The sequence below is a fragment of the Streptomyces sp. Q2 genome (assembly GCF_056820935.1).
The window spans coordinates 14,245-27,423 of record NZ_JBXEJE010000005.1 but is presented as its reverse complement, the minus strand read 5'-3'; the positions used below and the strand labels follow the sequence as shown (position 1 = coordinate 27,423).

The 13,179-nt window shown below is 73.4% G+C and carries 11 protein-coding genes and 1 pseudogene; 9 read left to right on the top strand and 3 right to left on the bottom strand.

Translation table 11 applies throughout. The annotated features are described in order from the left end of the window. Positions 1-4 precede the first annotated feature (4 nt). Genes ACWBNA_RS07185 through ACWBNA_RS07175 form a run of 3 tightly spaced genes read left to right on the top strand, consistent with a single transcriptional unit; the run spans position 5 to position 3,611 of the window. Complete coding sequence (locus tag ACWBNA_RS07185; RefSeq protein WP_482703551.1) at positions 5-1,186, top strand: glycosyltransferase family 4 protein; 1,182 nt, start codon at positions 5-7, stop codon at positions 1,184-1,186. Next, entirely contained in the window at positions 1,183-2,280 is a 1,098-nt protein-coding gene (locus ACWBNA_RS07180) for a class I SAM-dependent methyltransferase (RefSeq protein WP_482703370.1), read from the top strand. Before ACWBNA_RS07185 ends, ACWBNA_RS07180 begins: the two co-directional genes overlap by 4 nt. Continuing rightward, positions 2,277-3,611 (top strand): lysylphosphatidylglycerol synthase transmembrane domain-containing protein, encoded by a 1,335-nt coding sequence (locus ACWBNA_RS07175; protein ID WP_482703369.1) that lies wholly within the window; start codon positions 2,277-2,279, stop codon positions 3,609-3,611. The genes ACWBNA_RS07180 and ACWBNA_RS07175 overlap by 4 nt, the downstream gene beginning before the upstream one ends. On the opposite strand, the pseudogene ACWBNA_RS07170 reads toward ACWBNA_RS07175, so the two are convergent. Next, positions 3,500-4,243 (bottom strand): annotated as a pseudogene (locus ACWBNA_RS07170) (creatininase family protein); the annotation flags it as partial. The gene ACWBNA_RS07175 and the pseudogene ACWBNA_RS07170 overlap by 112 nt on opposite strands. Before the next feature lie 38 nt (positions 4,244-4,281). On the opposite strand from ACWBNA_RS07170, the gene ribA reads away from it, so the two are divergent. The 5 genes from ribA to ACWBNA_RS07145 are packed head-to-tail and all read left to right on the top strand — an operon-like array spanning position 4,282 to position 9,329. After that, the gene (ribA, locus tag ACWBNA_RS07165) at positions 4,282-4,941 is read left to right on the top strand and encodes a GTP cyclohydrolase II (RefSeq protein WP_383874590.1); all 660 of its coding nucleotides are present in this window, start codon (positions 4,282-4,284) and stop codon (positions 4,939-4,941) included. A 33-nt stretch (positions 4,942-4,974) separates the two neighbouring features. After that, positions 4,975-5,964 carry an ornithine cyclodeaminase family protein gene (locus tag ACWBNA_RS07160; RefSeq protein WP_482703368.1) on the top strand — a complete coding sequence of 330 codons (990 nt, stop codon included), beginning with the start codon at positions 4,975-4,977 and terminating at the stop codon, positions 5,962-5,964. A gap of 2 nt (positions 5,965-5,966) precedes the next feature. Beyond that, complete coding sequence (locus ACWBNA_RS07155; protein ID WP_482703550.1) at positions 5,967-7,106, top strand: NAD(P)/FAD-dependent oxidoreductase; 1,140 nt, start codon at positions 5,967-5,969, stop codon at positions 7,104-7,106. Continuing rightward, complete coding sequence (locus ACWBNA_RS07150) at positions 7,103-8,164, top strand: saccharopine dehydrogenase (RefSeq protein WP_482703367.1); 1,062 nt, start codon at positions 7,103-7,105, stop codon at positions 8,162-8,164. The genes ACWBNA_RS07155 and ACWBNA_RS07150 overlap by 4 nt, the downstream gene beginning before the upstream one ends. Continuing rightward, positions 8,157-9,329, top strand: coding sequence for a saccharopine dehydrogenase family protein (locus ACWBNA_RS07145; RefSeq protein WP_482703366.1), 1,173 nt, complete (start codon positions 8,157-8,159; stop codon positions 9,327-9,329). The genes ACWBNA_RS07150 and ACWBNA_RS07145 overlap by 8 nt, the downstream gene beginning before the upstream one ends. A gap of 322 nt (positions 9,330-9,651) precedes the next feature. Here ACWBNA_RS07145 and ACWBNA_RS07140 read toward each other — a convergent pair whose 3' ends face one another. After that, positions 9,652-10,881, bottom strand: coding sequence for a serine hydrolase domain-containing protein (locus ACWBNA_RS07140; RefSeq protein WP_482703365.1), 1,230 nt, complete (start codon positions 10,879-10,881; stop codon positions 9,652-9,654). A 232-nt stretch (positions 10,882-11,113) separates the two neighbouring features. Here ACWBNA_RS07140 and ACWBNA_RS07135 point away from each other — a divergent pair, with 232 nt between their 5' ends. Beyond that, on the top strand, positions 11,114-11,551 hold the full coding sequence (locus ACWBNA_RS07135) for a PPOX class F420-dependent oxidoreductase (RefSeq protein ID WP_482703364.1): 438 nt from the start codon (positions 11,114-11,116) through the stop codon (positions 11,549-11,551). 159 nt (positions 11,552-11,710) lie between these two features. Here the strand turns inward: ACWBNA_RS07135 and ACWBNA_RS07130 are convergent, their stop codons facing one another. Then, positions 11,711-12,934, bottom strand: coding sequence for an MFS transporter (locus tag ACWBNA_RS07130; RefSeq protein WP_482703363.1), 1,224 nt, complete (start codon positions 12,932-12,934; stop codon positions 11,711-11,713). Positions 12,935-13,179 lie beyond the last annotated feature (245 nt).

Genomic DNA, 13,179 nt, shown 5'->3' with positions numbered 1-13,179 from the left:
GACGATGGAGCGGTCGACGGCCGCCACCGCGGCGCTCGACTACGTGCCCGTGCAGCACTCCGCCCTCAAGAACGCGGAGATCATCCCGATGTCCCTGCGTTCGGTGCACTTCGTCCTGCCGGGCGGCGTGGACGACCCGACGGCGCCCAGCGGCGGCAACGCCTACGACCGGCGCGTGAGTCTGGACCTGCCCGGCTTCGGCTGGCAGGTGCACCAGCACGCGGTGCCCGGCGAGTGGCCCCGCCCGGGAGTGGCGGCCCGTGCGCAACTCGCGCAGACCTTGCGGGACCTGCCGGACGGGACGGTCGTCCTCCTGGACGGGCTGGTCGCGTGCGGTGTCCCGGAGATCGTCGTCCCCGAGGCGGAACGGCTGAGCCTGGCCGTCCTGGTCCACCTCCCGCTCGGCGACGAGACGGGACTGGACCCGGCGGTGGCGGCGGAACTGGACGCCCGGGAGCGCGCCGTTCTGCGGGCCGTGCCCGCCGTCATCGCCACCAGCGACTGGGCTGTCCGCCGCCTCGTCTCCCACCACGGTCTGGCCCCCGACCGGGTCCATGTCGCCGCCCCCGGCGCCGACATCGCCCCCCTCGCCTCCGGCACCGACGGTGTCTCGCGGCTGCTGTGCGTGGCCGCCGTGACCCCGCGCAAGGGCCAGCACCGGCTGGTGGAGGCGCTGGCCGGGGTGACCGAACTGCCGTGGAGCTGCGTCTGCGTCGGCGGACTCACGCAGGATCCGCAGTACGTCGCCTCCCTGAGAGTGCTGATCCGCAACTACGGCCTCCAGGACCGCCTGCATCTCGCGGGCCCGCAGTCCGGCGCCGAACTCGACGCCAGTTACAACGCGGCCGACCTCATGGTCCTCACCTCCTACGCCGAGACGTACGGCATGGCGGTCACCGAGGCGCTCGCCCGGGGCATCCCCGTGCTGGCCACGGACGTCGGCGGCCTGCCCGAGGCGGTCGGCCGCGCCCCCGACGGCGGCGTGCCCGGCATCCTCGTCCCGCCGGAGGACCCGGCCGCCCTCGCCTCGGAGCTGCGCGGCTGGTTCGGCGAGGCGGACGTACGACGCCGGCTGAAGGCGGCTGCCCGGGGCCGGCGGTCCGCCCTGGGCGGCTGGGCGGCGACGGCCCGCAGCCTGGCCGTCGTCCTGGGACGACTGCCGAGCGAACCCCGGAGGATGGCATGAGGGAGACGGCAATGACACAGCAGGCGGGGATGATTCCGACGCAGCTCGGCCCCGAGGAGGCCGTCGAGTCGAGGGATTTCGTGGTCGCCGGTCCTGGAGGAACGCCAATGGAAACCCCCGCCCCCGCCCCTGCTTCTGCCCCCGCCCCGGTCACCGGATCCGGGGAAGTCCCCGGCGGCGCCGGACAGGTCATCGCCGGCGCGGGCCCCACCCTGCGCCCCGGCGAGCGTCCGACCGTGCGGTTGCGAGACGCCGGGCCCGACGATCCGCCGCGTTACGCCCCCGAGTGGCTGGAGCTGCGGGAGGGCGCCGACGCCGCCGCGCGGGCGGCCGAGCTGATCGATCCCCTGCGGATCCGGCTCGCGAACCTGCCGGGCAAGGCCGGGACCGTCGTCCACGACCTGGGCTGCGGCACCGGCTCGATGGGCCGCTGGCTGGCCCCCCGCCTGGACGGCACCCAGCACTGGATCCTGCACGACCGCGACCCCTACCTCCTGCACTTCGCCGCCGTGGCCTCCCCGCGGGCCGGCGCCGACGGCAGCCGCGTCTCGGCCGAGACCCGCCGCGGGGACGTCGGCCTGCTCACCCCGGACGTCCTCGCCGGCGCGTCCCTGGTGACGGCCTCCGCGCTGCTCGACGTCCTCACCCGCGAGGAGATCGACGCCCTCGCCGACGCCTGCACCGGGGCGGGCTGCCCGGCCCTGCTGACGCTCTCCGTGGCCGGCCGCGTGGACCTCACCCCGTCCCACCCGCTCGACGCGGAGATCGCCGACGCGTTCAACGCCCACCAGCGCCAAGGCGGCCTGCTCGGACCGGACGCCGTCACCGCGGCGTGCGAGGCGTTCTCCGAACGCGGCGCGACGGTACGGCTGCACCCGAGCCCCTGGCGGCTCGGCCCGGCCGAGTCCGAGCTGACCGCGCAGTGGCTGCGCGGCTGGGTCGGCGCGGCCGTGGAACAGCGCCCGGAACTGCGCGAACGCGCCGACCGCTATCTGCAGGAGCGCCTCGCGGCCTGCGCGGCCGGCGAGTTGCGGGTCGTGGTCCACCACACCGACCTGCTGGCACTGTCCCGGCCGACGGGCGGAGCGTCATGAGCGTGGAGACGGTGCGGACCTGGGCCGCTCTGCCCGGTGTCGAGCCGCGGGCGCGGCACACCAGCCTGGTCGTGGCGCCCTCCCCAATCGTCGGCACACCGGCGGCCCCCACCGGTGCGGCCGTCTCCGGGGACCGTATCGGCGTGATCGTGTCGGCATCCCGGCCGGGCGCCGCGCGCTCCTTCTTCGCACGCTCCTTCTTCACCCGCCTCAACTCCCGTGCTCTGCGCACCCACTTCGGCACCGTGGCCGGCGTGGCCATCATCTCCGTGCTCCTGTGGCGCCTGGGCACCGGCGTCTTCCTGGACGGCCTGCGCCGGATCGACGGTGCGACGCTGCTGGTGGCGCTCGGGATCGGCCTCGTCACCACCGTGTTCAGCGCCTGGCGCTGGCAGTTGGTGGCCCGTGGCCTGCGCATCCGGCTGCCGCTCGGCCCGGCCGTCGCCGACTACTACCGTGCGCTGTTCCTGAACGCCGCCCTGCCCGGCGGTGTCCTGGGCGACGTCCACCGGGCGGTACGGCACGGGCAGAGCGCCGGTGATCTGGGCCGCGGGGTGCGCTCGGTCGTCATCGAACGGGCCGCGGGGCAGGTCGTCCTGGCCGTCGTCGGCGGCGCCGTACTGCTGACGATGCCGTCGCCGGTGCTGGCCGACGTCCGGCACTTCGCGCCCCTGATCGCGTTCGCCGCGCTGGGCGCGCTCGCCGTCGTCCTGGCCCTCCGGCCGAACCGGGCCCCCTCGCGCCGGGGGCGGGCGCTGCGCACGAGCCTCGGCGAGGCGCGCGAGGGGCTGCTCTCGCGCCGCAACTGGCCCGGCGTCGCGCTCTCTTCCGCCGTCGTCCTGGCGGGCCACCTCGGGATGTTCGTCGTCGCCGCCCGCGTCGCCGGATCCGCCGCCTCGGCCGCCGTACTGCTGCCGCTCGCGGTGCTCGCCCTGCTCGCCATGAGCCTGCCGCTGAACGTCGGCGGCTGGGGCCCCCGAGAGGGCGTCACCGCCTGGGCGTTCGGCGCCGCCGGGCTGGGCGCCGCCAGCGGCCTCACGGTCGCGGTCGTGTACGGGGTGCTGAGCTTCGTGGCGAGCCTGCCGGGCGTCTTGGTGCTCGTCGTCCGCTGGTACGCCGGCCTGCGCGCCGCGGCGGGAAACGACAGCGGGGCCCGGGCCGTGGTGGCGGTCCCGGAACCCCGTCACACGCCCACGGCCTACTCCGTGGACTCGCCGCCGGTCAGCATCGAGAAATACGTGCCGAAGGATTCCGCCAGGCTCGCCAGGAGCGCCTTCCCCTTTTCCGCGGAGCCCAGCGAAGGGCGGCCGATGACACCCGAATCGGTATAGCCGGACATACCGAGGGTCAGGAGATGGCGACGGTCGTCCGCGACGAAATCGGAGGTCTCATAGCCGGGTCGGACACATTCGGGATGAGCGTGCAGAAGAATGGAGGTCTCTATTTCTCCCGCGTGCATGTCGGTGAGCAGCGACGTGGCCACCTGGGCCCGCTCCCGCGCCGCCTCCCAGTCCTCCGCGGCCGGGAAGAGGGCCATCCGCTCACCGCGCGCGGAGGATTCCTGAACGACGTTGCCCAGCACGTAGTTCCCGCCGTGCCCGTTGACCACCACCAGGGTGTCGACGCCGGAACGGCGAAGCGAAGCCGCTATGTCCCGTACCACCGCGTGAAGGGTCACCGAGGAGATGCTGACGGTTCCCGGCCAGGCCGCGTGCTCGTGCGAACAGGAGATCGTCACCGGAGGCAGGAGGTGCACCGGGTACGCCGCGGCGATCTCCTGGGCGACGGCACAGGCCACCAGTGTGTCGGTCGCCAGCGGAAGGTACGCACCGTGCTGCTCGAAGCTCCCGACCGGAAGGACGGCCACCTGCGTTGAGACGTCAGCGCCTCGCGTCCGTACGTCTTCGGTAGTGTCCGCCGGCACCAGACCGTACGCAGCCGACCGTATTCGTGAACCACTCATCTTTTCCCGGCCTTTCGTCTCTGCTTAGGAACCAGATCATGACAGATAAAATTGGCGTGCTCGGCAAGAAGTCGCCACAGCGCACCGGTGTGGAACGCGTGGTGAATGCGCCGCTGCCCACCGTGTACGGGAAATTCCAGGCGGTCGGCTACCTCGATCACGACCGCGGCGACGAACAAGTGGCCCTGGTCTACGGCGAGATCGGCACGGACGACGTCCTGACCCGCCTGCATTCCGAGTGCCTGACCGGTGACGCCTTCGGTTCCCAGCACTGCGAATGCGGCGACCAACTCGCCTCCGCGCTGCGCGCGGTCGTCGCCGAGGGCAGCGGCATCGTCGTCTATCTCAGAGGGCATGAGGGCCGGGGCATCGGCCTGCTCGGCAAGCTGCGGGCGATGGCGCTGCAGGCGGAGGGCCTGGACACCGTCGAGGCGAACCTGGCACTCGGCCTGCCGGTGGACGCCCGCGACTACGGTGTGGCCGCCGAGATCCTGCACGACCTGGGCGTGAACTCGGTCCGCCTGATGTCGAACAACCCGCGCAAGCGTGAGGCGCTGGTGCGGCACGGCATCGAGGTCGCCGAGACGGTGCCGCTGCTGATACCGCCGTGTGAGAACAACATCACCTATCTGCGGACGAAGCGGGAACGGCTGGACCACCATCTGCCCCATCTGGACGCGGTGGCGCACCTGTCCTGATTCCGGGGCGGCGAGCGGGGACAGGAAGAGGGAATGACCGACGACGTCCTCTTCCTCTCCGGGCAGCAGGTGAGACGCCTCCTCGACGCCGACACGGCGATCGCCTCGCAGCGCGCGGCCTTCACCGTGCTCGGCGCGGGCGGCGCCGACCTGCCCGGGAAGATCATGCATCCCAGCCGCTTCGACGACAGCGTCGTCTTCGCGTACGTCTCCCGACTGTCGGCGGACACCGGGGCGGTCGCGAAGTTCGGCAGTGTCAATCCGCGGAACGCGGCGGCCGGGCTGCCGACCGTGCACGCCGTCGTCACCGTGCTCGACCCGGTGACGGGCCGTCTCGCCGCGGTCATGGACGGTACGGCGGTGACGACCCTGCGCACGGCCGCGGCGAGCGCCGTCGCCGTCGACGCGCTGGCCGGCCCCGACGCCGCCGACCTCGCGGTCCTCGGCTCGGGCACCCAGGCCCTCGCCCATGTGCGGGCGATCGCCCGGGTGCGGGGGCTGAAGTCGGTACGACTGTGGAGCCCGACCCCGCGCCGCCGTACCCGTGCCGCCGAGACCCTTGCCGCCGAGCTGGGTCTGCCCGTCGAACCGGCCGGCAGCGCCGAGGCGGCCGTGCGCGGGGCGTCGCTGGTCGCTGCCTGCACGCTCAGCACCACACCCGTGGTGCGCGGGCAGTGGCTGGATCCCGGCTGCACGGTCGTGAGCGTGGGGTCGTTCGAGCCCGGCCGCCGCGAGGTGGACGCCGAGGTGGTACGGCGGGCCGCGGAGACCGGAGCCGTCGTCGTGGACGACCCGAAGACCGCGGCCGGGCATGCCGGACCGGTCGTGGACGCTTTGGGGGAGGGGCTGCTGGCCCGCGAGGACCTGATCGCGCTGGGCGAGGTGCTCACCGGGCGGCGCACGGCGAGGACGGGGGCCGAGGACGTCGTCTACTACAACAGTGTCGGCCTCGGCGTCCAGGACGCGGCCGCCGCCTGGGCCGTTGTCGAGGCGGCGAAGGCGGCGAAGGGAGAGCGCAGGTGACCATGCGTGCCGGGGTCGTCGTGGTCGGCGGCGGGGTGATGGGCACGAGCATCGCCTGCCACCTGGCCCGGGCGGGCGTACCGGACGTGGTGCTGGTGGAGCGGGACGAACTCGCCTCCGGGTCCACGTCGAAGGCGGCGGGCGGAGTGCGGGCGCAGTTCTCCGACGAGCTCAACATCCAGCTGGGCGCGCGCAGTCTGGAGGCGTTCGCCCGCTTCGAGCAGGACACGGGGTACGACATCGGCCTGCACCGGGTCGGCTATCTGTTCCTGCTGTCGACACCCGAGGACGTCGCCTCCTTCGAGGCGGGCGTTCGACTGCAGAACTCCCTCGGTGTGCCCAGCCGCATGATCGACCCGGCCGACGCCCGCCGGCTCTCCCCGCTGATCAGCACCGAGGGACTGCTCGCGGCCGCCTTCTCGCCCGACGACGGCCACTGCACACCCGAGGCGGTCGTCCACGGCTACGCGGCCACCGCCCGCCGCCACGGTGCGACGGTCCTGCGGCACTGCGACGTCACCGGCATCGAACTGCGCGGCGCCGACATCACGGCCGTCCTGACCAGCAGGGGCCGCATCGCCACCGACACGGTGATCTGCGCGGCCGGCGCCTGGTCGCGGGCCGTCGCCGCGATGGCCGGTCTCGACCTGCCCGTCGAGCCGCTGCGCCGCCAGATCGCGGTCACCGAACCGGTCGACGACCTGCCGCCCGACCTGCCCATGACCATCGACTTCACCACCAGTCTCTACTTCCACACCGAGGGCCCCGGCCTCCTCGTCGGCATGTCCGACCCCGACGAGCGGCCCGGCTTCGCCACCGACACCCACGACCGCTGGATCCCCCGCCTCGGCGCGGCCATGGAGCAGCGCGCCCCCGCCCTCCTCGAACTGCGCCGCACCGGCGGCTGGGCGGGTCTGTACGAGCTCACCCCGGACCACAACGCCCTGATCGGCGAAGCGACTTCAGTATCCCGTTTTCTGTATGCAACCGGCTTCTCCGGCCACGGCTTCCTCCAGGGGCCCGCCGTCGGCGAGGTCGTCCGAGACCTGTACCTGGGCCGCGTACCCTTCGTGGACGTCAGCCCGTTGAGCGTCGGCCGATTCGCGGCCGACGCCCCGCGCCCGGAGGCCAACCGCGTATGACCGAGCTTCACCTGTGGCTGCGCCACGAGGTCCGCACCACCGAACGGCGGACCCCGGTCGTGCCGTCCGACGCCCGCCGGCTCGTCGACAGCGGAGTGACACTCACCGTCGAGGAGTCCGGGCAGCGGATCTTCCCCGTCGAGGAGTACCAGGAGGCCGGCTGCCGGGTCGCGCCCGCGGGCTCGTGGATGTCGGCGCCCGACGACGCGGTGATCCTCGGCCTGAAGGAACTCCCCGACACACCCACCGAACTGAAGCACCGTCATGTCTTCTTCGGGCACGCCTACAAACGGCAGCCGGGGGCGGACGATTTGCTGCGACGGTTCGTCCGCGGGGGAGGGGCACTGCTCGACCTCGAGTACCTCGTCGACGACAACGGCCGCCGGCTCGCCGCCTTCGGGTACTGGGCCGGCTACCTGGGCGCGGCCCTGGCCGTCCTCCAGCACCGGGGCAGGCTCCTCGCGCCGCTGACGCCCACCGACAAGGACGCGCTGGACGAGACACTGCGTCCGGCGGCCGGGGACGAGGAGTTCACCGCCCTGGTGATCGGGGCGCTCGGCCGCAGCGGGCGGGGCGCACGCGTCGCCTTCCACACGGCCGGGGTCGAGCCCACCTGCTGGGACCTCGACGAGACCCGCGACCTGGACCGCAGCGCCCTGCTGGCCCACGACGTCATGGTGAACGCCGTCCTCGCCACCACCCCCGTCCCGCCCTTCCTCCGCGAGGAGAACCTCGACGACCCCGCCCGCCGGCTGCGCACCCTGTGCGACGTCACCTGCGACGTGGGGTCGCCCCTGAACGTCCTGCCGGTCTACGACCGCACCACCGACTGGACGGACCCCGCCCGCCGGCTGCGCAAGGAGCCGCCGCTGGACCTGATCGCCATCGACAACCTGCCGTCCCTGCTGCCGAAGGAGTCCAGCACCGACTTCTCGGCCGCCCTGCTGCCCCAGCTCCTCGGCTTCGAGGTGGGCGGGCCGTGGGGGCGCTGTCTGGACCGGTTCCGTCAGGCCTGCCGTGAACTCGGCATCGTAGAAGGGCAGTCGCGTGATGTCTGAGGTGGTTCCCGCGCCCGAGGCGGTTCCCGCGAGCGGCACCGTCCACTGGATCGGTGCCGGGCTGTCCACCGGCAGCGGTCTGGCCGCCCTGTGCGAGGCGGCCGAGCGGGTACGGCTGTGGCACCGCACCGAGGAACGCGCCGCCGAGGCCCTCGACGGGCTCGGCCTCGCCTCCCGTGCCGAGCCCCGCGCGTACACACCGGACGCGCTCGCGGCCGACCTCGTGCCCGGGGACGTGGTGGTGTCGATGCTGCCCGCTCCCGAACACGCCGCACTGCTGGACCTGTGTGTCCGCAAGCGGGCGCACTTCGCCTGCTCCAGTTATGTGTCCGACGCGCTGCTGGAGCAGGTTCCCGCGGCCGCGCGGGCCGGGGTCGTCGTCCTCACCGAGGCCGGACTCGACCCGGGCATCGACCACCTCTTCGCGCACAGCCTCGTCGCCCGCGCCCGGGAGGCCGTCGGCGACGGCACGCCGGCCTCCTACAGCCTCACCTCCTACTGCGGCGGTGTCCCCGCCGTCCCGAACGACTTCCGGTACCGCTTCAGCTGGGCCCCCGCGGGCGTCCTGAACGCCCTGCGCTCGCCCGCCCGTTATGTCGAGGACGGCGCGAAGACCACCGCCGAGCGGCCCTGGGAGGCGACCCGGCGGCACGTCCTCGACCGGGAGACCTTCGAGGTGTACCCCAACCGCGACAGCCTCCCCTTCATCGAGCAGTACGGTCTGCCGACGGCCTGGAAGCCGCGCACCTTCGTCCGTGGCACCCTGCGCCTGGACGGCTGGCTGCGCGCCTGGGACGGCGTCTTCGCCGAGCTGCGCACCGGCGACGACGCCCGGATCGCCGCCCTGGCCCAGGAACTGGCGGCGAAGTACCCGACCACGGACGCCGACCGCGACCGGGTCGTCCTCGCCGTCTCGCTGGATGTGCGCGGCGGCGCCGGACGGGACTGGTCGGGCGGCTACCTGCTGGACCTGGTGGGGGACGAGGAGGAGAGCGCCATGGCCCGCTGCGTCTCCCGCCCCCTCGCCCTCGGTGTCCGGCACATCCTGGACGGCTCCCTGCCGCCCGGCCTCAGCCGCGCGGCCGAGACGGCGGCCCGCTCCGAGCAGTGGCTGGCCGAACTCGCCCGGGAGGGCGTCCACTTCACCCTCCGCGTCGACCAGTAGGACGCGCCTCCCCGCCCGACCACAACCCCGGCCCGCCCGACCACAACCTCGCCCCGCCCGACCAAACCCTTGCCCCGCCCGGTCCGGCACCCGGTCCGGAGCCAGCCTGGCACCTGGCCTGGCACCCGGTCGGGAGCCCGGTCCGGCACTGGACCACAGCCCCGCCCAGCTGGGCGAGGCACCCGGTCCGGAGCTGGGCGCGGCACCCGGTCCGGCACCGGACCACAGCCCCGCCAGCTGGGCCCGGCACCCGGTCCGGAGCTCGGCTCGGCACCCGGTCCGGACCTCGGCCCGGCACCAGGGCCGCGGGCGGCGGCAGCCCCTAGGCGGCGACCGCCTCGTGCACCAGCCGCTTCAGATCCGGGAAGATCGTGTGCGAGCTCCTGGGCCGTACCTGTGTCATGAACTGCACGGACAGATCCCGGCTCGGGTCGACCCAGAAGGTCGTGGTCGCGACCCCGCTCCAGCCGTACGTCCCCATTCCCGAGGGTGCCTGCGTGCGGGCCGGGTCGATGACCACGGAGACGCCGAGGCCGAAGCCGACGCCGTCGTTGCCGCGTTCGTCGTGGGCGGGGCGACTGCCGAAGGCGCGCAGGTCGGCGCCGCCCGGGAGGTGGTTGGACGTCATCAGGTCCACCGTCTCGGGGGCGAGGAGGCGGGTGCCGTCGAGCTCGCCGCGGCGGCGCAGCAACTCCATGAAGCGGTGGACGTCGTGGGCGGAGGCCACCATGCCGCCACTGCCGGACAGGAAACGCGGGCGGCCGCGCAGGGGGAGACCCGCGATCGGCTCGATGCCGCCGCCGTCGGCGTCGCCGTACAGCTCGGAGAGCCTCTTCGCCTGTTCGTCGCTCACGCGGAAACCGGCGTCGGTCATCCCGAGCGGGCCGAAGATCCGCTCGGCGAAGAACGTGTCGAGCGGCTGCCCGGACGCCACCTCGATGACCCGGCCCAGCACGTTGGAGGCGACCGAGTAGTTCCACTGCGTGCCCGGCTCGAACTGCAGCGGCAGGCTCGCGTAGACGTCCGTCGTCTGGGCCAGGGTCGTGCCCGGCACCACCGACGACTCCAGGCCGGCCTCGCGGTAGAGGGCGTCGACCGGGTGCGTGTGGTAGAAGGCGAACGTCAGGCCCGCGGTGTGGGTCATCAGATGCCGTACGCGGATCGGACCGTCGGCCGGGCGGGTCACGGTGTCGGCGCCGGAGCCGCTCACGTACACCCGTGGTTGCGCGAAGGCCGGAAGGTACCGGTCGACCGGGTCGTCCAGCGACAGCCGTCCCTCCTCCACCAGGATCAGCGCGGCGACCGCGGTGACCGGCTTGGTCATGGAGTAGATCCGCCACAGGGTGTCGGCCTCGACGGGCAGCCCGGCCGCGATGTCACGGTGGCCGTGCGTGGTGAGGTGGGCGACGCGTCCGCCGCGGGCGACGGCCACGAGGTAGCCGGGCAGCCGGCCCTCGTCGACACAGTGGGCGAAATGCTGGTCGAGGCGGTCCAGTGCCTTCCCGTCCAGGCCGACCTCACCCGGGTCCACCTCTTGTCGCAGCAGTGCCATCGTTCTCCTCCGTCGCGTTCGTCGAGGTGCGGTCCGGCCTACCCCGCCGCAACGACCTCAGACATCATCGTCGCGCAGGAACGGGCGAATGGTCCCCCTCGCATCGGAATGATCGTCGATCGCGTGACGGTTCGTCCCGGCAGGGCCCCGCAGGCCACCGCCCCCGCCACCATCACCGTGTCGAACCCGCGGCGCAGGAATACGCGGCTCGTCAGGACTGGTTGATCCAGTCATGACTCAGGACGCGCTGCTCCAACTGCTCTCCGACGGACACGGCGGGGTCCTGGTGACCCTCAAGCACGACGGCCGGCCCCAGTTGTCGAACGTCAGTCACGCCTACTACCCGGACGAGCGGACCATCCGGGTCTCGATCACCGACGACCGTGCCAAGACCCGCAATCTGCGCCGTGATCCGCGGGCGTCGTACCACGTGACCAGCGCCGACCGGTGGGCCTACACGGTCGCCGAGGGCACGGCCGACCTCACACCGGTGGCGCAGGATCCGTACGACGAGACGGTGGAGGAGCTCATCCGGCTCTACCGCGACGTCCAGGGCGAACACCCCGACTGGGAGGACTACCGGGCGGCGATGGTCCGCGACCGCCGACTCGTGCTGCGGCTGAGGGTGGAACGGGCGTACGGGATTCCCAAGCGGAGCGATCAGGGCTGAGCCCGAAGGGCGGCCAGGTGGCCGGCCGGGCGGTGGGGACGCGGGAGGTGGGGACGTGGGAGGTGGGGGCGTGGGCGCTGGGTGCACACCCAGCGGCCGAACCCCGCCCCCGGACCGGCCCGGCCTCACCACCGGCCCCGCCTCACGCTCCACCCTGCCTCACGCTCCACCCCGCCGCACCGGAAACCCATGCGCCCGCGCCCCCGTCACGACGGCGAACACCGGCACGAGCAGCGCCGCCACGCTCCACGGGAACGCCGTCGCGCCGAACAGGCCGAGCAGGATCCCGCCGGCCACGCCGCCGCCCGCCATCGCCGCGTTCCACAGGGTGACCAGCATCGCCTGCGCCGCGTCCGCCTGGTCGCCGCCCGCGTCGGCCACTGCGGTCTGCAGCAGGGTGGGGGCTCCGCCCCAGCCGAGTCCCCACAGCGCGGCCGCCACGTGGACGAGGGCCGGGCTGTCCGTGAAGAGGGCGAGCAGGGCCGCCGCCACCCCGACCAGCAGGACGCTTCCCAGGGTCAGGGCGCGCAGCCGACGGTCGATGCCGGCACCCACGACCCAGACGCTCACCAGGGATGCGGCACCGAACACGAGCAGCACCAGGCCGGCCGAGCCGCCCATGCCGATCCGGTCCAGGAAGGTGGCGATGTAGGCGTACAGGATGGTGTGGGCCAGTACGAACACCAGGGTCACGGACAGCACGGGTACGACTCCGGGGACGGTCAGCGTCCGCACCGTCGGGACCCGGCGGCCCGCTTCCTGGCCGGGCACGTCCGGCACCAGCAGCGCGATCCAGCCGAGCAGGACGACGGCGACGACGGTCATCAGCGCGAACGCGACCCGCCAGCCCAGCGCCCCGCTCAGGAACGTGCCCGCGGGCACCCCCAGCGACAGCGCCACCGGCACCCCCGCCATGACCACCGCGACCGCCCTGCCCTGCAGCGGGACGGGCACCAGCCGCCGGGCGTACCCGGCCAGCAGCGCCCAGGCGAGTCCGGCGGCGACGCCCGCGACGAACCGGGCCACCATGGTCAGCGGATAGCTTCCCGACACGGCCGTGACCGTGTTGGCGACGGCGAAGCCCGCCATGGCCGTCAGCAGCAGCCGCTTGCGCCGCCATCCTGCGGTCGCCGCGGACAGCGGGATCGCGGTGAGGGCCGTACCGGCGGCGTAGACGGTCACCGCCTGCCCCGCCGCCGGCTCGCCCACCGCGAGGTCCGCGCTCATCGCGGGCAGCAGACCCGCGGGGAGGGTCTCGGTGAGGCTGGTGACGAAGACGGCGGTGGCGAGGGCGAGGAGGGCGGGCAGGGGGAGTTCGCGGCTTCGGGGCGTCCTGGCCGACGGTGACGGGGTGTCGGGTCCGGTTTCGGTGTCCGTGGTCATGCGGGCAGGGTCGGCCTTGACACCGGTGTCAGGTTCAAGGGCCCCGACAGGTCCGCGGCGGTGGCTGATCCTCCGTCAACTCCGCGCGCACCGGCCGCCCCTGAAACCGGCCGGTGCGCGCGGAGGTTCCTCCCCCCTCGGGGCCACGGTGGCCGCGGCGCGCGCAGAGCTGTTCTTTTCTGCTCGTTTCGGCCGATGTTCTTGCCGGACACGTCGTCTGTCAACGGGGCGGGGACGGGTGGGGT

Coding starts and splice junctions, on each gene's coding strand:
- ACWBNA_RS07145 (WP_482703366.1), top strand. CDS start 8,157: ATGTCTGAGGTGGTTCCCGCGCCCGAGGCGGTTCCCGCGAGCGGCACC.
- ACWBNA_RS07175 (WP_482703369.1), top strand. CDS start 2,277: ATGAGCGTGGAGACGGTGCGGACCTGGGCCGCTCTGCCCGGTGTCGAG.
- ACWBNA_RS07185 (WP_482703551.1), top strand. CDS start 5: ATGGAGCGGTCGACGGCCGCCACCGCGGCGCTCGACTACGTGCCCGTG.
- ACWBNA_RS07130 (WP_482703363.1), bottom strand. CDS start 12,934: ATGACCACGGACACCGAAACCGGACCCGACACCCCGTCACCGTCGGCC.
- ACWBNA_RS07150 (WP_482703367.1), top strand. CDS start 7,103: ATGACCGAGCTTCACCTGTGGCTGCGCCACGAGGTCCGCACCACCGAA.
- ACWBNA_RS07135 (WP_482703364.1), top strand. CDS start 11,114: ATGACTCAGGACGCGCTGCTCCAACTGCTCTCCGACGGACACGGCGGG.
- ribA (WP_383874590.1), top strand. CDS start 4,282: ATGACAGATAAAATTGGCGTGCTCGGCAAGAAGTCGCCACAGCGCACC.
- ACWBNA_RS07155 (WP_482703550.1), top strand. CDS start 5,967: ATGCGTGCCGGGGTCGTCGTGGTCGGCGGCGGGGTGATGGGCACGAGC.
- ACWBNA_RS07140 (WP_482703365.1), bottom strand. CDS start 10,881: ATGGCACTGCTGCGACAAGAGGTGGACCCGGGTGAGGTCGGCCTGGAC.
- ACWBNA_RS07180 (WP_482703370.1), top strand. CDS start 1,183: ATGAGGGAGACGGCAATGACACAGCAGGCGGGGATGATTCCGACGCAG.
- ACWBNA_RS07160 (WP_482703368.1), top strand. CDS start 4,975: ATGACCGACGACGTCCTCTTCCTCTCCGGGCAGCAGGTGAGACGCCTC.